We start from the raw sequence: 18256 nt of genomic DNA on the forward strand, positions 1-18256 counted from the left end.
CGCCTCCGGCGGGAGTATTTTCCAACGTGAAGAAGCAGGGGGCAGCGCGCCGCACCCCTGCTTCTCTACGTGTCTAGATACTCGAAATCTGAGGGCGTCTCAGCCCGCGGCGGCGTTGAGCGCCTCGATGATCGGCACGAAATCCGCGGCTTTCAGCGAGGCGCCGCCGACCAGCGCGCCGTCGACATTGGAGACCGCGAAGATCTCTTCGGCGTTCGAGCCCTTGACCGAGCCGCCGTAAAGCAGCCGCACCGAGCGGCCCACGCCCGCGCCGAAGCGTTTCTCGAGCCGGGCGCGCATGAAGTCGTGCACCTCGCCGATCTGGTCGGTGGTGGGCACCTTGCCGGTGCCGATGGCCCAGATCGGCTCATAGGCGACGACGAGGTTGTGGCCGGTGGCACCGTCGGGCACCGACGTGGCGAGCTGGCCGCCGATGATGTCGAGCGTGTTCGACGCCTCGCGCTCCGCGAGGCTCTCGCCGACGCAAAGCACCACCGTCAGCCCGGCCTCCCACGCGGCCTTGCACTTGGCGCGCACGTGCTCGTTGTGTTCGTCGTGATCGGTGCGGCGCTCGGAGTGGCCGAGGATCACGTAGGATGCACCGGCGTCCTTCAGCATTCCGGCCGAGACGTCGCCGGTGTGGGCGCCCGACTCGCTGGCGTGGCAATCCTGTCCGCCGATGGCGATGTCCCCGGAAGCCGCGTCGGCGGCGGCGGCGACCAGTGTCGCCGGCGGGCAGATCAGCACCTCGGAGACGCCCTTGGCCGCCTCTGCCATGCCCTCGAGTTCCGAAAGCGACGCTTTCAGACCGTTCATCTTCCAGTTGCCGGCGGCGAGTTTCGTGCGCATGGTCTCTCCCTCATTCGATTTGCGCCCATCATCGGGGGCAGGGCGGCGGCGTCAAGGGCGCCGCCCGGAGAGACATGACGCAGGGGCCTGATTTTGCAAGGGTTCGGCCAGCCCCGAGGAGTCAGTTGGCCTGACGATCGGCCTCGAGCTCGTCGAGATCCTTGAACTTGATCGATTCGCCGCAGCCGCAGGCATCGGCGACGTTGGGGTTGTTGAAGTGGAACCCGGCCTCGAGCAGCGAGACCTGGTAGTCGATCTCGGTTCCGAAGAGGAACATCTGCGCCATCGGCGCGATCATCACGCGCGCGCCGTCCTGTTCGACGACCTCGTCGTTGCCGTCGGCGGTGTCGACGAACTCCATGGTGTATTCCATGCCGGCGCAGCCGCCCTTCTTGACACCGATGCGGAGCCCGGCGCGCCCGTCACGCTCCATCAGCTTGCGCACCTGCGTCACCGCGGCGGGGGTCATGGTGACAGCCTGTTTGCCTGGAATGCCGAACATTTTGCGTCTCCTTATCCGTCTGCCAAGGTAATATGCCTGTTGCCCCGTCACAAGGGGGCGCCGGGCCGACCTGCCTGTGCGCGAGCGCTCAGGTCACGGACTTGGCGGGGCGAAGCGGGCGCGCCGGATTGCCCGCCACCGTGACGCCCGGAGGAACATCGCGGGTCACCACGGCACCGGCCCCGATGACCGCGTCGTCGCCGATGGTGACGCCGGGCATGAGGAGCGCCGCACCGCCGATCCAGACATTTGCGCCGATGGTGATGGGGCGGCCGAACTCGAGTCCCGCGTCGCGGGTGGCGCCGTCGCGCGGGTGGTCGGCGGTGAGGATCTGAACGTAGGGGCCGATCTGGGTCTTGGCGCCGATTCGGATCGGGCAGACGTCGAGGCACACGCAGCCGTAATTGAAGAACACGCCCTCGCCGAGATGAATGTTGTCGCCGTAATCGACATAGAACGGCGCCCGGATCGCCACCGCCTCGGGGCAGGTGCCCAGAAGTTGCCGCAGAAGGGCCGGGCGTTCGGCATCGCCATAGATCGTCGCGTTGTACTCCGACATCAGCCGTTGCGCCCGCTTGCGGGCGGCGACGAGGTCGGCATCGCCGGGATCGTAGAGCTCGCCGGCCATCATCTTTTGCTTTTCGCTCGTCACGCCCGCCTCCGCTGCTGTCAGATCGAGCCTGTCAAAGGGCGCTGACGGGCGCAAGGGCGTCCGTCAGGCGGCCTCGGCGGGCGTGGCTTGGGGGAAGATCGCCTTTGCGTCTGCGTCGAGCTTGCGCGCCTCCTTGAGCAGGGCCTCGCGGACCTCGCAGGCCATCGTCCACGCAAGGTTGGGGTCGGGCGTCGGCACGAGGAACAGCACCTCCTGCCCGAACACGTCGTGGCCCTTGACGTAGACGCCGCGGTCCTCGTCGCGTTCGTCGGGGATCTCCATGGCGTCTAGGATCTCCTCGTACTTCTTCCGCAGCACCTCGATATCGGCGGTGTGCGACAGCCGCAGGACCACCTGCTCGATGAGGAAATGCTCTTTCATGGTCCAGTTCTCGAACGGCTCGGAGACGAAATCCACCACCGGAACCACAAGCCGCGCGCCGGTCCAGACGCGCAGCTGAACGAAGGTGAAATGGATGCGTTCGACGGTGCAGAAGCGGTCCTGATAGATCACCTTGTCGCCGATGCGGGCCGACTGGTTGAGCGCGATCTGCAGCGACGCCATGATGTTGGTGAGCACGTTGCGCCCGGCATAGGCGAGGATGATGGTGGCCGTGCCGGCCCCGGCCAGAAGCGACACGCCGAGCGAGCGCATGACGCTGGCCTCGTTGATCGTGATGCCGGCGCCGACCAGCACCACGATGACGATCACCGCGCGCCGCGCCGCCGAGATCCGCGTGGCGACGTTGCGGCGCTGCTCCATACCGTCGCCCATCGCGGCGAGTTCCTCGTCGTCGAAATTCACCAGCCGCGACAGGATCACGTCGGCGACGTTAACGATAAGCCAGAGCGTGGCGACCACGAAGCCGAGGATGATCAGCGGCGACAGCACGGTGTCGATGCGGCCCGAGAACACGAAGACCTTGCTGGTCAGCACCGACATGGTCAGCGTCACGACCGCAAGCGTCAGCGGCCCGCGCGTCGCCACCAGCATCGAGGTCGGCGCATCGCGGTGGGTCCGGCCAAGGCCCTTCGACAGCGCCTGGTTGAACAGGAAGCCGACCAGCGTGGTGAGGGCAAGCACCAGTGGAAACGCCCCGACCTCGTACCAGCGCAGACCCCAGAAGGCCTTTTGCCGCAGCGGCTCGGGCAGCATGAGTTCGAATTCGGTCGGCCCGTAGGCTTCGGCCAGGGCCGGCAGCGACATCACGGTCTGCCGCGACACCAGCCAGACCGGCTCGCCGATCGCGGGCTTGATTCGATTGATGCGGATCGGAATCGGACGGTCGCCAAGCTTGACGTACCACAGCAGCAGCGAACGGCGCGGCTCACCCGCCATCGGCGCATCGCTGGTGCGCGAGTCGACCGCATCGGGCCGGTCGCGCAGGTCGTACCAGTCGATGATGATGCGGCGATCGAGCAGGGTGGAGAACTGCTTGGCGCGTTCCGGGCCGACCTCGGCCTGTTCGTCGGGTGGGATGGCAGAGAGGTCGAGCATATGCGCCGCCTCGCCCCATTCCTCGGCATCGGCGCGGAACAGGAAGCTCTCGAGGCTCGAGCGCGGCGTGGTGCGGTCGATGTTTCCGGGTGGGGTGCCGAGGCCGGGATTGACCTCGGTCACACGGTACCAGGAATCGAGGCCGCTCTTCTCCTGCGCGCGCGCCTCGGGTGGCGCCACCAACAGCACGCTCAGGGCGCAGAAGACGGGAAGAAGGGCACGGACAAGCTGCAGCATCGCGGTCAAACGGCGAATGCAGCCGGTTCGTTCCCGTTGGGGTAAAATAAAACCGCCGGCCTCGTGTGGCCGGCGGGTCTGTCACATGAAGCCAAGTTCGAGGCGGGCTTCGTCGCTCATCATGTCCATGCCCCAGGGCGGGTCGAACACCATCTCGACATCGACCTCTTTCACGCCGGGCACGGCGCTGATCGCATCCTGCACCCAGCCCGGCATCTCGCCGGCGACCGGGCAGCCCGGCGCGGTCAGGGTCATGATGACCTTCACGGCGTTCTCGGCGTCGATCTCGATCGTGTAGATCAGGCCGAGATCGTAGATGTTGACCGGAATCTCCGGGTCATAGACCGAACGGCACGCCTCGACACATGCCTCGTGAAGCGGGTGCTCGGTCGAGGAGGGCGCGATCAGCGGGGCGCCTTCGAGCGGTGCATCGTCCATGGCCTGTCCTTTGTCTGCTTTTCTGAGAGATTATATAGGAAATCGGACCGGGAGGGTAAAGGCCGCAACCGAAGGCTTGCGCTGTGCGAGGGCGCTCAGAGCGCGTGCGTGGCAATCCAGTGGCGGACGGTCTCGAGCCGGCCCCGCGCCACCGGCACGACACTGTCGTCGGCGAGGCGGAGCACCGGTTTGCCGCCGTCGCGGCCAAGCTCGCGCACCGAATGCCGCGGCACCCACCACGAGCGGTGCGGCTGGATGCCATCCTCGTCGCGCGTCTGGGCCACGATATCCGACAGGCGCGCGCGCTGGCTCAAGGTGCCGTGACGCAGATGCACATGCACGTGATGCTCGCGCGCCTCGATGACCGAGACCTCGCCGAGCGAAATCCGCCGCGCCCCGACATGGATCTTGCGGTGATTGGGATCGGGGGCGGTGTTGTGGTCCGGGGCGGAAGCCGGGGCAGGGGAGTCGGACGTGGCCTCGGCGCCGTGTTCGCCCTGCGGTGCCTGTCTCTCTGCGGTGACCTGGTCCGCCGCAGGCGCGGCCTCATGGTGCGATGTCGCCTTCGGCCCGATCGCCGAAGGGGCCACCCGTGGCAGCACGAATCGCAGGAAGAAGGTCTCGAAGATCATCGCCGTCGCGGCAAGGTACCAGACCCGCTCTGTCAGCAACGGGCGCAGCCCGTCGCCTGCGGCCCATGTCAGGCAGGTTTCCATCGCCATAAGCGTCGGGGCGAAGGCCAGCAGGCTGACCAGAGGCCAGTAGATGGCCGGCTTCTGGCGCCCGCTGAGATAGCGCAGCGCTCCCAGCCCGAGCAGGATCGCCATGTGCACGCAGATGTAGAGAACGAAGGCCGCGACCCATGCGGAAACATAGAGCAGCAGCGGAACCGACGACATGAGATGGCTCGGATCTGCGACCAGAAGAAACGCCAGCACGAATCCGAGATAGGTGCGCATCAGGCGATGCTCGAACAGCGCCAGATACTCACGGATGCTGAGGTTGATCGGCTCAAGCGTCGTGGCGCGAATATTCAGTTGGGTTCGCAGAAAATCAGGCAAATCAGACAATCCGGCACAGAACGCGTCGCTCACGGATGCATGGGATTGTCAGGAGAATCAAGGCATTCGCTTGGCGGCGTTGTGTCACGGAAGCAGCGCATGGCGCCTTTTGTCCGCATCTAGGCGACCGTTCAGAGCAGCTCGGAGCCCAGCTTTCCCCAAAGCAGCGGCTCTGCGACGCGGACACACCGCCGCGCCGGTCGAAAGCAGGGCAGTCTGCGCTGCCTTTCCCGCGGCGAAGCCGCCGGCCCCGCGTCGGGATCGTCGCGGCAACGGCTTGAAAAACCAACAATAACTGACGATCTCCGGGGTTCGCGCAGGGCCAGGACAACGGCCCCCGGGACTTTTCTGAGAAAATGCACATTTCCGCTTCCGAAACCGCTTGACGGCATCCGGACCTCCGCCTAGAAGGGCCTCCACGTTCGGGGAGGCACTCCTCGGAGGGCAGTGAGCGGTTGTAGCTCAGATGGTTAGAGTACCGGCCTGTCACGCCGGGGGTCGCGGGTTCGAGCCCCGTCAACCGCGCCACCACTGCCCCCAAGATGCCGCCCCGCGGAAAGCGCGGTTGTAGCTCAGTTGGTTAGAGTACCGGCCTGTCACGCCGGGGGTCGCGGGTTCGAGCCCCGTCAACCGCGCCACTTTCCCCACCCACGATGGACGAGAAAAAATCACCCCCACCGGGGGCCCCCAGACCTCGCGCCTGATATTCTCTACGTCGTCAAATACTCCGGGGTGAATTGGCGCGCCTGCGCGCCAAGAGGGGCAGCGCCCCTGCACCCCCCTCCCATGCGCGCACCGCTTGAGAAACGCCGTGGCGCAGGTTAAACCGCGCCGAATTCGATCTACTTCTCGCGCCCTCATTCCCGAACGGACCAGACACATGAAATTTCTCGATCTTGCCAAGGTCTATCTCCGCTCCGGCAGCGGCGGGAACGGCTGCATCTCGTTCCGTCGCGAGAAATACATCGAATTCGGCGGCCCCGATGGCGGCGATGGCGGCGGCGGCGGTGACGTCTGGGCGGAAACCGTCGACGGGCTCAACACGCTGATCGACTTCCGCTACCAGCAGCATTTCTTCGCTGAGAATGGCCGCCCCGGCATGGGCCGCCAGCGCACCGGCAAGGATGGCGACGACATCGTACTGCGCGTCCCCGTGGGGACAGAGATCCTCGACGAGGACGAGGAAACGGTGATCGCCGACATGACCGAGCTCGGCCAGCGCGTGCTGCTGTGCAAGGGCGGCAATGGCGGCTGGGGCAACCTGCACTTCAAGTCCTCCACCAACCAGGCCCCGCGCCGCGCCAACCCGGGTCAGCCCGGCGTCGAGCGCACGATCTGGCTGCGTCTCAAGCTGATCGCCGATGTGGGGCTTCTGGGGCTTCCCAATGCCGGCAAATCGACCTTCCTCGCCGCGACCTCGAACGCGCGGCCGAAGATCGCCGATTACCCCTTCACCACGCTGCACCCGAATCTCGGGGTGGTGGGAGTCGACGGCAAGGAATTCGTCGTGGCCGACATCCCCGGCCTGATCGAGGGCGCCCACGAGGGGCGCGGCCTCGGCGACCTGTTCCTCGGCCATATCGAGCGCTGCGCCGTGCTGCTGCATCTCGTGGATGGCAGCTCCGGCACGCTGCTCGAGGATTACGACACCATCATCAACGAGATCGAGCAATACGGCGCCGGCCTCGACGACAAGCCGCGCGTCACCGTGCTCAACAAGATCGACACCATGGATGACGAGGAGCGCGCCTTCCTGCGCGAGGAACTCGAGGCCCGCTCCGGCGGCAAGGTGCTGCTGATGTCGGGCGCCTCGGGCGAGGGCACCACCGAGGTGCTGCGCGCCCTGCGCGGCTTCATCGACGACAAACGCCTCCGCGAGGCCCCCGAGGATGACAGCGAATGGCGGCCCTGAACGCGGCGCGCCGGCTGGTCGTCAAGATCGGCTCGGCGCTGCTGGTCGACAAGCAGACCGGCGCCTTCCGCGGTGACTGGCTGCGCTCCATCGCCGAGGACATCGCCCGCATCAAGGCCCGCGGCACCGACGTGATCCTTGTTTCGTCCGGCTCCATCGCGCTCGGGCGCGGCATCCTCAGGCTGCCCCCGGTCACGCTGCCGCTCGAGCAGAGCCAGGCCGCCGCCGCCGTTGGCCAGATCCGTCTCGCGCGCGAGTGGGAAGACGCGCTGGCGCCGCATGGGGTGGTCACCGGGCAGGTGCTCGTCACCCTCGAGGACAGCGCCGATCGCCGCCGCTATCTCAACCAGCGCGCCACCATGGAGACGCTGCTGGGCTTCGGCGTCGTGCCGATCGTCAACGAGAACGACACCATCGCCACCGACGAGATCCGCTACGGCGACAACGACCGCCTCGCGGCGCAGGTCGCCGTGACCGTCGGGGCCGACCAGCTGATCCTGCTGTCGGATGTCGACGGCTTCTACTCCGCCAACCCGGCGCAGGACCCGACCGCGCAGCGCTACGAGGTGATCGACGAGATCACCCCCGAGATCGAAGCCATGGCAGGGGATGCCGGCTCGGGGCTGTCCAAGGGCGGCATGAAGACCAAGCTGCTGGCGGCCAAGACCGCCACCGCGGCGGGCTGCGCCATGGCGATCACCGAAGGCTCGGTGCTGCACCCGCTCTCGGCGCTCGAGGCCGGGGCCAACGCCACGTGGTTCACCTCGCGGCTCGACCCCCACGCGGCGCGCAAGCGCTGGATCGCGTCGATGAAGCCCTGCGGCGCGGTGATCGTCGACGATGGCGCCGCCACGGCGCTCGGCGAGGGGCGCTCGTTGCTGCCGGTGGGGGTGACCACGGCGGTGGGCGAGTTCGGCCGCGGCGACCCGGTGGCGATCCTCGATGCTCGCGGCGTCACGCTGGGCCACGGCCTCACGCGCTACACCGCCGACGAGACCCGGCTGATCACCGGACGCCACTCGTGGGAGATGGAGGAGGCGCTCGGCTATCCCGGCCGCGCCGTGCTGATCCACCGCGACGACATGGCTCTGTAAGCCACGCCCCGTCGCCCCCTCGACAGCCCGGCGCGCCACGCAGGCCGTCCGCGCCGGCGCCCCGATCTTCTCTGGTTCAAAAATACCTCGGGGGAGTCGCAGCTCTGCTGCGGCGGGGGCAGCGCCCCCTGCGCCCGCGCCACACCGTGCCGCATCCGGGGCCCCGCAGGGACCCCCGCCCACATCGCCTCACCGCCCCAACTTCCCCTAGGCCCCGCCCGCGCAAGCCGCTATAGGGAGGCTCTCTGAAACCGGAACCCGAAGGGTGAACAGCGATGAACGACATGAGCGACATTCCCGCCGTCATGACCGAAATCGGCCGTCGTGCGAAAGCGGCCGCAGCCGAGCTCGCCTTCACCCCGCCAGCCCGCAAGACCGCGGCGCTCGAAGCCGCCGCCGATGCGGTCTGGGCCAATCGCGCGCAGATCATCGAGGCGAACGGGCAGGATCTGCAATTCGGCCGTGACAAGGGGCTGACCGAGGCGATGATGGACCGGCTGCTGCTCGACGAGACCCGCATCAAGGGCATCGTCGACGGCCTGCGCGCCATTGCCGGGCAGGACGATCCGGTCGGCAAGGTCATCGCCCAGTGGGAGCAGCCCACCGGGCTGCAGATCGAGCGCGTGCGCACGCCGCTCGGCGTGGTGGGGGTGATCTACGAATCGCGCCCCAACGTCACCGCCGATGCCGGGGCGCTGTGCCTGAAATCGGGCAACGCGGTGATCCTGCGCGGCGGCTCCGAGAGCTTCCACTCCTCGCGCGCCATCCATGCCTGCCTCGTCGAGGGCCTCCTCAAGGCCGGCCTGCCGGAGGATGCGATCCAGCTCGTCCCGACCCGGGACCGGGGCGCGGTGACCGAGCTTCTGCAGATGACCGACTATGTCGACGTGATCGTGCCGCGCGGCGGCAAGGGGCTCGTGGGTCTCGTTCAGCGCGAGGCGCGGGTGCCGGTCTTTGCCCATCTCGAGGGCATCGTGCACATCTACATCGACGCCTCCGCCGACCCGGTGAAGGCGCTCGAGGTGGTTCTGAACGCCAAGACCCGGCGCACCGGCATCTGCGGCGCCGCCGAGTGTCTGCTGATCCATCGCGATGCGGTCGACACTATCGGGCAGGGCGTGATCCGCGCCCTGATCGAGGCCGGGGTCGAGGTGAGGGCCGACGCAGAGCTTCAGGCCATCGAGGGCACCTCGGCGGCCACCGAGGAAGACTGGGGCCGCGAGTATCTCGACAGCATCATCGCCGCGAAGGTGGTCGAGGACGAGGACGCCGCCATCGCCCATATCCGCGATTTCGGCTCGCACCACACCGACGCCATCCTCGCCGAGGAGCCCGCGGCGATCGAGCGCTTCACCGAGCGCGTTGACAGCGCCATCGTCATGGTCAACGCCTCGACTCAGTTCGCCGATGGCGGCGAGTTCGGCATGGGCGCAGAGATCGGCATCGCCACCGGCAAGATGCACGCCCGTGGCCCGGTGGGCGCCGAGCAGCTGACGTCGTTCAAATACGTGGTCCGGGCCGACGGCGCGCTGCGCGCCTGACCGTCTTGCCCTTGGTGAGGGGGCGGTGCTCAGGCGATGGCCAACGACACCGCCGCCTCGCCGGTCGTGACCTCGAGCTTGCGCCCGTGATCGGGCGCAAGCGTCCCGAGCAGCGCGAACTGCACCCGCGCGGGCGCCAGATCCCCGGGCATCGCACCGCCCGAGAGCATGGCCCAGATCTCGGGCTCGATCTGCAGCCGGCGGCCGGTTCCGGTGACACGCCAGCCGTCCCCCTCTTCGGCCACGGTGACCTTGCCGCCAAGCGGCAGGGCGCTCTCGCAGCACAGGACGGCAAGCATGGCGAGCTGCATGTCGCGTCGTTCGGCATCGCCCGACGGCTGCCAGTCGATGCTCAGCCGGCTTCCGGCGCAGTACCCGGCGAGCAGCTTGCGCGCCTCGGCGCCGCCGATCTGCTGATCCGACGAAGCCGTGCCGAACGCCATGCGAAACAGGTTGAGGCGGGCGGTGGCAGAGCTGCAGCTTTGCGAGATCAGCGCCATCTCGTCGGCACCGGGCTGACCGGCCAGCGCGATCAGCTCGAGCCCGTTCGAGATCGCCCCGACCGGGCTCACCAGATCGTGACAGATGCGGGACCCTACCAGTCCGGCGATCCGCGCGCTATCGTTGGTCATATCTGGCTCCTCACAGCATGACAGGGTGGACATAGGCAACATGGACGAACTCAACGCATTACTCGAGCCCGGGATGCTGGTCTCTCACCCCGAGCAGCCCGACTGGGGCGTTGGACAGGTGCAGTCCAATATCGGCGGCCGCATCACGGTGAATTTCCGGGAAGAGGGCAAGGTGGTGATCGATGGCAGCCGCGTCACCCTGCTGCCGGTCTTCGGTGACTGACGAGGCCATTCTCTTTAGGACAGGGCATCTTAACGAGAGGTTAAGGCCAACGCGCCGACCTTGGCGAGGGGGAAAGCTGTTTTCCTTTGCGGTCCCCCGGATTATGAACGGGCCGAGGTTGCAAAGAGGGGCGCCGATGGCTCTGGACGACGCTGATTTCTCCGTGCGGCTGGCCAGCGACGCGGCCGATCTGCACGCCGCGCAGCGCCTGCGCTACGAGGTCTTCGTGGCCGAGCTTGGCGGCGGCGGGGCGATGGTCGACCACGCGCTGCGGCTCGAGCGCGACCGCTTCGACCCGTTCTTCGACCATCTGATCCTGACCGATGCGCGCCGCGACGGCGCGGTCGTGGGCGTCTACCGGCTGCTGCGCGACGATCAGGCCGAGGCGGCGGGGCAGTTCTATTCCGAAGGCGAATACAATCTGGCACCGCTGCGCGCCTCGGGGCGGCGGCTGCTCGAGCTCGGGCGGTCCTGCCTGCATCCCGACTACCGCGGCGGCACCGCGATGATGCACCTGTGGAACGCGTTGGCCGACTACGTGCGGGCGCATGACATCGAGATCCTGTTCGGCACCGCCTCGTTCCACGGCACCGACGTGGCGGCGCTGGCGCAGCCGCTGTCGCTGCTGCATCACCGCCATCTTGCGCCCGAGGCGCTGCGGGTGCGCTCGAAACGGTTCCAGAGCATGGATCTGATCCCCGAGGCGGCCATCGACCGCCGCGCCGCCATGCGCGACGTGCCGGCGCTGATCAAGGGCTACCTGCGTCTGGGCGGAGTGGTCGGCGAGGGGGCCTTTGTCGATCATGATTTCAACACCACCGATATCTGCCTCGTGATGGACACCGCGCGGCTCAACGAGAAGGCCGCCGGGATCTACACGCGGGGCCGCGGATGACCGGCCCGAGCGGCCCTGCAGGCCCGACCTGGCGCGGCGACGCGCCGGAGGCGGCGCGGCTCTCTGCCGGTGGCTGGGCGCGGGTGGCGCTGCGCGGCCCGGCACTGGCGCTGGTTCTGTTGCTGGGCGTGCTGGTGAAGCTGCCGCTGCGCCTGATCGAGCGCCCGCTCTGCGGCCAGCGCCGCCCGGTGACGCCGTGGATCACGCAAGGGGTCTCGCGGCTGGCGCTCGCGATCCTCAGGATCCGGCTCGAGGTGCATGGCCCGCGTCTGCGCGGCGCCGGGGCGCTGGTGGCCAACCACGCAAGCTGGCTCGACATCTTTGCGCTCAATGCCCGGCGCAACGTCTATTTCGTCTCCAAGGCCGAGGTCGCGGGCTGGCCCGGGATCGGCTTTCTCGCGCGGCTGGCCGGGACGGTGTTCATCACCCGCGACCCGCGCGCCGCCGCCGAGCAGAAGCAGCTGTTCGAAGAGCGGCTGCTGCACGGTCACAGGCTGCTGTTCTTCCCGGAAGGCACCTCGACCGACGGCCAGCGGGTGCTGCCGTTCAAGCCGACGCTGTTTGCCGCCTTCTTCGCCGATCCGCTGCGCCACCGGCTCGCCCTGCAGGCGGTCACGGTGATCTGGCACGCGCCGCCGGGCGAGGATCCGCGGTTCTATTGCTGGTGGGGCGACATGGGCTTCGGGCCGCATCTGCTCAGGGTGCTGGGCGCGCCGCGGAAGGGCCGGGTGGAGCTGATCTATCACCCGCCGGTGCGGGTCGACGATCACCCCAACCGCAAGACGCTGGCGGCCCATCTCGAGGCGCAGGTGCGCTGCGCCCATCCTGCAGGGCGCTAAAGCGTCGGCTTCATGTCAGAGGGATTGCGCCGCGGACTGCGTCCGCTTCGCCGGGCGGCGCGCCGCTGGCGCGGCGCGCGGCCTGTGGCTTGGGGGAGCGAGTGCGACGCGGCGCGCCGCCGCGTGGCGCGCTCAGCCCATCGCAGCGATAAGGTCTGTCAGCGCGGCGGCGGGGTCGTCCTGCGACCAGATCTCCTCACCGATGCCGAAGAAATCGGTCAGCGGGGTGAGCGTGGCGACCAGCTCGGGGGTGAGCCCGCCTTCGGCCACCACCGGCACTTCGATCATCTGCGACCACCACTCGAAAAGCTCGGGCTCGGCCAGCGTGCCGTCGCCCAGCGAGGCCCCGTCCACCGGGCCGAAGGAGACGTAGTCGGCGCCGTGCTCGCCGGCGGTCATGCCGTCATGGCGCGAGGCGCCGCAGAAGGCCCCCACGATGGCATCCGGGCCGAGCTCCTTGCGGGCGTGGCGCACCGAGCGCGCGCCGTCGGTCAGGTGCACCCCGTCGAGCCCCAGCCGCTGGGCCAGCACCACGTGGGTGTCGATCACCAGCGCCACGTCATGGGCGTGGGCCACCTCGCGCACCGCGTCGGCGGCGCGCATGATGCGGTCTTCGTCGCGGGTCGCAAGCGCCAGCCGGATGCAGGCGATCGGCGCGGCCCGCAGCACCGCGTCGAGCTGCGCCGGGAAGGCGGAGAGATCGAACTCCGGCGGGGTGATCAGGTAGAGCTGGGGCAGATCGGTGTCGGTCTCGGCCATGGGGTATTCTCCGGAAAGCTGCGGCGTCCATACACCGAGTGACGGAGCGGTGCCAAGGGGTTGCCTTGGCGGTTGGGCCTAGAGAGGTGGGGGGGGCTTTTCCAAGGGGCGTCGTGAGGGGGGAGAAGTCGGATGCCTCCGGCGGGAGTATTTTTTTGACGAAGAGAAGAGGGGGACGGCGTGGCGAGGGCGGCTCGGTGCGGGGGCCGGCGTTGGGGAGGTGGTGAGGTCGGGTGCCTCCGGCGGGAGTATTTGGGACGAAGAGAAAGTTGCGGCGGTGTGGTGAGGGCGGCTCGGTGGGGACCCGGCGGGGGTGGCGGTGGAGGTCTTTCGGGAATTGCGCGGGGTCGCCGCCTGTTTCACGGGGTCTCGAAGCGCGTGGCGGGCGATGCCGGCTTGTCCTTGTTTTGCAGGGCGCTTAGGGATGCGTCCGAGACAAAGGAGAGGCCATGCCAAGCGATGTGAAACAGCCCGCCTTCGTGCTGGTGCGCCCGCAGATGGGCGAGAATATCGGCGCCGCCGCGCGGGCGATGTGGAATTTCGGGCTCGATCAGATGCGGCTGGTGAGCCCGCGCGACGGCTGGCCCAACCCGTCCTCGGTGGCGATGGCCTCCGGCGCGGGGCGGCTGCTCGACGACGCGGTGCTCAGCGACGAGGTGGCGGGCGCGGTGGGCGATTGCGATCTCGTCTTCGCCACCACCGCGCGCCAGCGCGGCATGACCAAGCCGGTCTACTCCCCCGAAGAGGCGATGCGCGCCGCCGCCGAGCGCATCGCGCAGGGCGGCCGCGTCGCGGTGATGTTCGGCCCCGAACGCGCCGGGCTCGAGAATGCCGACGTGGCGCAGGCCAATGCCATCATCTCGGTGCCGGTGAACCCCGAGTTCCCTTCGCTCAACCTCGCGCAATGCGTGCTGCTCTGCGGCTACGAATGGCGCCGGGCCAGCGCCGAGATCGAGGCGCGCCGCGACGAGATGGCGGGCGCGGCCTGGGCCAGCGGCATCGAGGTCGAGAAGCTCGCCGAGCATTACGAGCAGCGGCTCGAGGAGGCGGGCTTCTTCTTTCCCGATCACAAGGCGCCGGCGATGAAGCTCACGCTGCGCAATCTCTGGTCGCGGATGCCGCTGACCAGCGAGGACGTGCGCACCCTGCACGGGATCCTGCGCCAGATGGTGCGCTGGAAGCAGCGCGGCTGACACCGCCGCCAGGAGCGCTGCGTCACAATGGCGCGCGACGGTTGAAGCAATTCCGGGGCGGCCCTATCGTCCGCCCCACATCAACGAGAGGTGAGGCATGGCCGGACAGCGAAAGCTCTTCGAGGAGGTCGGCGCGGAGACGCCGAAGGCGCAGCCCGCGGGCGGCATGATCGACAGGGGGCGCGGCGGCGCGCGCGGGGCCATCCGCCTCTGGCTGATGCTGCTGTTCGCGCTGGTCATGGCGATGATCGTGGTCGGCGGTATGACCCGGCTCACTGACAGCGGGCTGTCGATCACCGAGTGGAAACCGGTCACCGGCGCCATGCCGCCGCTCGACGCCGCCCACTGGCAGGAAGAGTTCGAGCTCTACCAGCAGAGCCCGCAATACCGGCTGATGAACAACCAGATGACGCTCGACGAGTTCAAGAGCATCTATTGGTGGGAATGGGGCCACCGCCAGCTTGGCCGGGTGATCGGGCTGGTCTGGGCGCTCGGCTTCCTGGGCTTCCTCGTGACCCGGAAGATCCCCGCCGGCTGGACCGGGCGCCTTCTGCTGCTGGGTGCACTCGGCGGTCTGCAGGGCGCGATCGGCTGGTGGATGGTGGCCTCGGGCCTCGTGGGCGAGATGGTCTCGGTCGCCTCCTACCGGCTGGCGCTGCATCTGGGCCTCGCCTTCGTCATCCTCGGCTTCATCGCGTGGTACGCCTTCGCCCTGAAACGGCCCGAGCGTGACCTGATGCAGGCGCGGCGCGGGCGCGAGGCCAAGCTCTTCTCGATGGGCACGGGCCTGATGCATTTCGCCTTCCTGCAGATCCTGCTGGGCGCGCTGGTGGCGGGCATCGACGCCGGGCGCAGCTACACCGACTGGCCGCTGATGGCGGGCGGGTTTTTTCCGCCGCAGCCCTTCGACCTGCAGCCGGTCTGGCGCAACTTCTTCGAGGATCCGGGGCTGGTGCAGTTCATGCACCGGATGGCGGGCTACCTGCTCTTCGTCTTCGGCATCGTGACCTGGCTCAGGGCGCGCAAATCCGCCAACCGCGACACGCGCTTCCGCTTCAACGCGGTGATGGCGATGATGCTGGTGCAGGTGGTGCTGGGCATCGTCACGGTGCTCTACATGGCGCAGATGCACATCGCGATTACCCACCAGATCGGCGCCGTGGTGCTCTGGGTGCTGATCATCCGCGCCCGCTTCGGGGCGCAGTACCCGAAGGCGCAATCGATCCGGGGGACCGCCGCATGACCGCCTTCGAGACCTTGATGGCCTTCCAGCGCGAGACCGGGGCGCTGGCGCAGGTCGCCGGACGGCTGAATTGGGACCAGGAAACCATCATGCCGCCCGGCGCCGGTGAGCAGCGTTCGGACGAGATCGCCGCGATGGAATCGGTGCTTCATGCCCGGCGCACCGACCCGCGGGTCGGGGCGTGGCTCGAGAAGATCGATGCCGGATCGCTGGACGAGGAGGGCAGGGCGCAGCTGCGCCACATCCGCCGCGCCTACGCGCGCAGCCTGCGGGTACCGGCCAAGCTGGCCTCGGATCTCGCGCGGCTGACCAGCCGGGCGCACCAGGTCTGGGCCGAGGCGCGGGCCGACGACAATTTCGCCGCCTTCGCGCCGGTGCTGCGCGACGTGGTGCGCCTCAAGCGCGAGGAGGGCGCCGCGCTGGCCGCGGGCGGCGATGTCTACGACGCGCTGCTCGAGGATTACGAACCCGGTGCGACGGCGGCGCAACTGACCGAGATGTTCGGCGCGCTGCGTCCGCGGCTCGTGGCGCTGCGGCAGGCGGTGCTCGACAAGCCGCAGCCCCGCGCGCTGCGCGGCCCGTTCGACGAGCAGGCGCAGATGACGCTGGCCCGGACCGTGGCCAAGACCTTTGGCTACGAGATGGCGCGCGGACGGCTCGACAAGTCGGTGCACCCGTTCAGCTCCGGCTCGGGCGACGACGTGCGCATCACCACGCGCACCAACGCGCTCGATCCGTTCAACTGCCTGTATTCGACGATCCACGAGGTCGGTCATGCCTGTTACGAGCAGAACGTGCGGAGGGCCTACCGCTTCACGCCGCTCGGGGCGGGCGTGTCGATGGGCGTGCACGAGAGCCAGAGCCGGATCTATGAGAACCAGCTAGGCCGTTCGCGCGCCTTCACCGGCTGGCTCTTCGAGCGCATGAGCGAGGCCTATGGCGATCTCGGGCTCGACGGGCCTGAGGCGTTCTACGCGGCGGTGAACCGGGTCCAGAACGGCTATATCCGCACCGAGGCCGACGAGGTTCAGTACAACCTCCACGTCCTGCTGCGCTTCGATCTGGAGCGCGCGCTGATCGCCGGAGATCTCGAGGTCGACGACCTCGAGGCGGCGTGGAACGAGCGGTTCCTCGCGGATTTCGGCTACGAGGTCGACAAGCCGTCGGACGGCGTGCTGCAGGATGTGCACTGGTCGGCGGGGCTCTTCGGGTACTTCCCGACCTACTCGCTGGGCAACGTCTATGCCGGGTGCCTGCACGCCTCGCTGCGGCAGGCGGTGCCGGATCTCGACGCGCAGCTGGCGCAGGGCGATCTGCGCGCGGCGACCGGTTGGCTGGCCGAAAACGTGCAGCAGTACGGCGGCCTGTACGAACCGCGCGAGGTCATTACCCGCGCCTGCGGCGGGGCGCCGTCCGAGACCGCCTTGCTGGATTATCTCGAGGCGAAATTCGGGGCGATCTACGGCCTCTGAAACCCTGCCCGCCGCGCGGGTGTTCCGCGCGGCGGGCAGGGCCTGTCTCGCACCGTCTTTGAGGGACGATCAGGGCGCGACGGTCTCTGGCGTCGGCTCGGCGATGTCCTCGAAGCAGCGAATGATCCAGTCGACCGCGCGGCGCAGCCCGGGATCTTGGCGGCGGCTCTCGTGGTAGAACAGCCAGCAATTTTCGGTCCGAACCGGCGTGTCGGAGAACAGCGGCACAAGATCGGGATCGCGCTGCGCGATCAGATCCGGGAGCGGGCCGGGCAACTCGGTGAGCCTCATCAGCCGGTAGAGCGCCATCAGGCTGTCGACCCGCAATTTCGGCTCGCGGCCGAACTGGTCCAGTCCGTACTGCATCAGCGGCTGGTCGTCATGGGCTTCCCCAAGGCCGGCCCAGTCCTCGCTCGCGGGGGCATCGGCGAAGCGGTAGAAGCGGAAGGCCAGGTCGCCGACCTTGCGGGCAATTATCCGCCCCTGCTCCGGGCGGTGGAGCTGCAGCACGAGGTCATGTTCGCCCAGCCCCTCGCGGAACATCCGGTCGGAGAAGTTCAGCCGCACGCCGTCGAGCATGTCGGCGTGCTTTGTCAGGCCGGGAAACAGCACCAGCGAGGACAGCGCGGGCAGGCTGCCGAGATTGATCGTCACCGGCTCGGAGTCGGTGTTCTCAGCTTGCGTGTTCAGCGCCGCCTGCAACTCGCCGTCGAAGCTCTGGGCAAGGCTGATGAGCGAGGCCACGGCCTTGGACGGGCGCCATCCGTCAGAGGTCTTGACGAAGGCCGGGGTGCCGAGGGTTTCGGAAAGACGGTCGATCCGGCGCGACACCGTCGCGGTGTTGGTGCCGAGGCTCTTGGCGGCCGCGGTCATCGTGCCGGTCCTCGAGAGCGCCACCAGAAAGCGCAGATCGTCCCAGTTGTTCATTGTCGTCTGCTCGGAACCCCACGGAAACAGATGCGCAGGTGACCGCACAAATCTGCGGCTGGAGACAGGCGTTCGGCGAAGGCGCCGCACTGTCGCAAGGGATACCTGATGATCTGTTAACTCATCTTTGAGGATTTCTAAGCGGCGAAATTATTTCCTGCAAGCGCGACTTTACATATCTGCAACGATGCTAAGAACCTGTTTTCGCGTCAGGGTTTATAGAATAGAGGCGCCCGCCACTCCTGGTGGAGCGGCGGGCGTTGTCTGGTCGATCCCGATGGCGGGCCGGG

Annotated in this window: 18 protein-coding genes and 2 tRNA genes; 11 read left to right on the top strand and 9 right to left on the bottom strand. The window is 68.1% G+C overall.

Annotated features, from left to right (window positions below; all coding sequences use genetic code 11):
* Positions 1 to 99: 99 nt before the first annotated feature.
* From tpiA to LCM15_RS00685, 6 genes are all read right to left on the bottom strand, one after another.
* Positions 100 to 849, bottom strand: coding sequence for a triose-phosphate isomerase (gene tpiA, locus LCM15_RS00660; RefSeq protein ID WP_224852308.1), 750 nt, complete (start codon positions 847 to 849; stop codon positions 100 to 102).
* A gap of 121 nt (positions 850 to 970) precedes the next feature.
* Positions 971 to 1351, bottom strand: coding sequence for a HesB/IscA family protein (locus tag LCM15_RS00665; protein WP_224852309.1), 381 nt, complete (start codon positions 1349 to 1351; stop codon positions 971 to 973).
* A gap of 88 nt (positions 1352 to 1439) precedes the next feature.
* On the bottom strand, positions 1440 to 2003 hold the full coding sequence (locus LCM15_RS00670; protein ID WP_224852310.1) for a sugar O-acetyltransferase: 564 nt from the start codon (positions 2001 to 2003) through the stop codon (positions 1440 to 1442).
* A 63-nt stretch (positions 2004 to 2066) separates the two neighbouring features.
* Entirely contained in the window at positions 2067 to 3737 is a 1671-nt protein-coding gene (locus LCM15_RS00675; protein ID WP_224853042.1) for a mechanosensitive ion channel family protein, read from the bottom strand.
* Between the two features lie 81 nt (positions 3738 to 3818).
* On the bottom strand, positions 3819 to 4175 hold the full coding sequence (locus tag LCM15_RS00680) for an SUF system Fe-S cluster assembly protein (protein ID WP_224852311.1): 357 nt from the start codon (positions 4173 to 4175) through the stop codon (positions 3819 to 3821).
* Between the two features lie 95 nt (positions 4176 to 4270).
* Positions 4271 to 5236: a LytTR family DNA-binding domain-containing protein gene (locus LCM15_RS00685; protein WP_224852312.1), complete on the bottom strand. Its 966-nt coding sequence runs from the start codon at positions 5234 to 5236 to the stop codon at positions 4271 to 4273.
* Between the two features lie 451 nt (positions 5237 to 5687).
* Here LCM15_RS00685 and LCM15_RS00690 point away from each other — a divergent pair.
* From LCM15_RS00690 to LCM15_RS00710, 5 genes are all read left to right on the top strand, one after another.
* Positions 5688 to 5764: transfer RNA gene (locus LCM15_RS00690), tRNA-Asp, on the top strand.
* Positions 5765 to 5797: 33 nt separating this feature from the next.
* Positions 5798 to 5874: transfer RNA gene (locus LCM15_RS00695), tRNA-Asp, on the top strand.
* A 242-nt stretch (positions 5875 to 6116) separates the two neighbouring features.
* A complete protein-coding gene (gene obgE / locus LCM15_RS00700; protein ID WP_224852313.1) occupies positions 6117 to 7148 on the top strand; it encodes a GTPase ObgE in 1032 nt (343 codons plus the stop codon).
* Entirely contained in the window at positions 7136 to 8242 is a 1107-nt protein-coding gene (gene proB, locus LCM15_RS00705) for a glutamate 5-kinase (RefSeq protein ID WP_224852314.1), read from the top strand. The genes obgE and proB overlap by 13 nt, the downstream gene beginning before the upstream one ends.
* Before the next feature lie 275 nt (positions 8243 to 8517).
* Entirely contained in the window at positions 8518 to 9783 is a 1266-nt protein-coding gene (locus tag LCM15_RS00710; RefSeq protein WP_224852315.1) for a glutamate-5-semialdehyde dehydrogenase, read from the top strand.
* A gap of 29 nt (positions 9784 to 9812) precedes the next feature.
* Here LCM15_RS00710 and LCM15_RS00715 read toward each other — a convergent pair whose 3' ends face one another.
* Positions 9813 to 10415, bottom strand: a complete 603-nt coding sequence (locus tag LCM15_RS00715) for a histidine phosphotransferase family protein (RefSeq protein ID WP_224852316.1) — start codon at positions 10413 to 10415, stop codon at positions 9813 to 9815.
* Between the two features lie 40 nt (positions 10416 to 10455).
* On the opposite strand from LCM15_RS00715, the gene LCM15_RS00720 reads away from it, so the two are divergent.
* The 3 genes from LCM15_RS00720 (at position 10456) to LCM15_RS00730 (ending at position 12372) form a co-directional block, all read left to right on the top strand.
* Positions 10456 to 10638, top strand: coding sequence for a DUF3553 domain-containing protein (locus tag LCM15_RS00720; protein WP_007799637.1), 183 nt, complete (start codon positions 10456 to 10458; stop codon positions 10636 to 10638).
* A 136-nt stretch (positions 10639 to 10774) separates the two neighbouring features.
* Positions 10775 to 11533: a GNAT family N-acetyltransferase gene (locus LCM15_RS00725; protein ID WP_224852317.1), complete on the top strand. Its 759-nt coding sequence runs from the start codon at positions 10775 to 10777 to the stop codon at positions 11531 to 11533.
* Entirely contained in the window at positions 11530 to 12372 is an 843-nt protein-coding gene (locus LCM15_RS00730) for a lysophospholipid acyltransferase family protein (protein WP_224852318.1), read from the top strand. Before LCM15_RS00725 ends, LCM15_RS00730 begins: the two co-directional genes overlap by 4 nt.
* Positions 12373 to 12504: 132 nt before the next feature.
* Here LCM15_RS00730 and LCM15_RS00735 read toward each other — a convergent pair whose 3' ends face one another.
* Positions 12505 to 13131 carry a thiamine phosphate synthase gene (locus LCM15_RS00735; RefSeq protein ID WP_224852319.1) on the bottom strand — a complete coding sequence of 209 codons (627 nt, stop codon included), beginning with the start codon at positions 13129 to 13131 and terminating at the stop codon, positions 12505 to 12507.
* 449 nt (positions 13132 to 13580) lie between these two features.
* On the opposite strand from LCM15_RS00735, the gene LCM15_RS00740 reads away from it, so the two are divergent.
* The 3 genes from LCM15_RS00740 (at position 13581) to LCM15_RS00750 (ending at position 17039) form a co-directional block, all read left to right on the top strand.
* Positions 13581 to 14324, top strand: a complete 744-nt coding sequence (locus LCM15_RS00740; RefSeq protein ID WP_224852320.1) for an RNA methyltransferase — start codon at positions 13581 to 13583, stop codon at positions 14322 to 14324.
* Positions 14325 to 14421: 97 nt separating this feature from the next.
* Positions 14422 to 15567: a heme A synthase gene (gene ctaA / locus LCM15_RS00745; RefSeq protein ID WP_224852321.1), complete on the top strand. Its 1146-nt coding sequence runs from the start codon at positions 14422 to 14424 to the stop codon at positions 15565 to 15567.
* Complete coding sequence (locus LCM15_RS00750; protein ID WP_224852322.1) at positions 15564 to 17039, top strand: carboxypeptidase M32; 1476 nt, start codon at positions 15564 to 15566, stop codon at positions 17037 to 17039. Before ctaA ends, LCM15_RS00750 begins: the two co-directional genes overlap by 4 nt.
* A 69-nt stretch (positions 17040 to 17108) precedes the next feature.
* On the opposite strand, the gene LCM15_RS00755 is transcribed toward LCM15_RS00750, so the two are convergent.
* Complete coding sequence (locus LCM15_RS00755) at positions 17109 to 17966, bottom strand: LysR family transcriptional regulator (RefSeq protein ID WP_224852323.1); 858 nt, start codon at positions 17964 to 17966, stop codon at positions 17109 to 17111.
* Between the last annotated feature and the right edge of the window lie 290 nt (positions 17967 to 18256).

This window comes from Salipiger bermudensis, assembly GCF_020171625.1.
In the GTDB taxonomy this organism is placed as follows: Bacteria; Pseudomonadota; Alphaproteobacteria; order Rhodobacterales; family Rhodobacteraceae; genus Salipiger; species Salipiger bermudensis_B.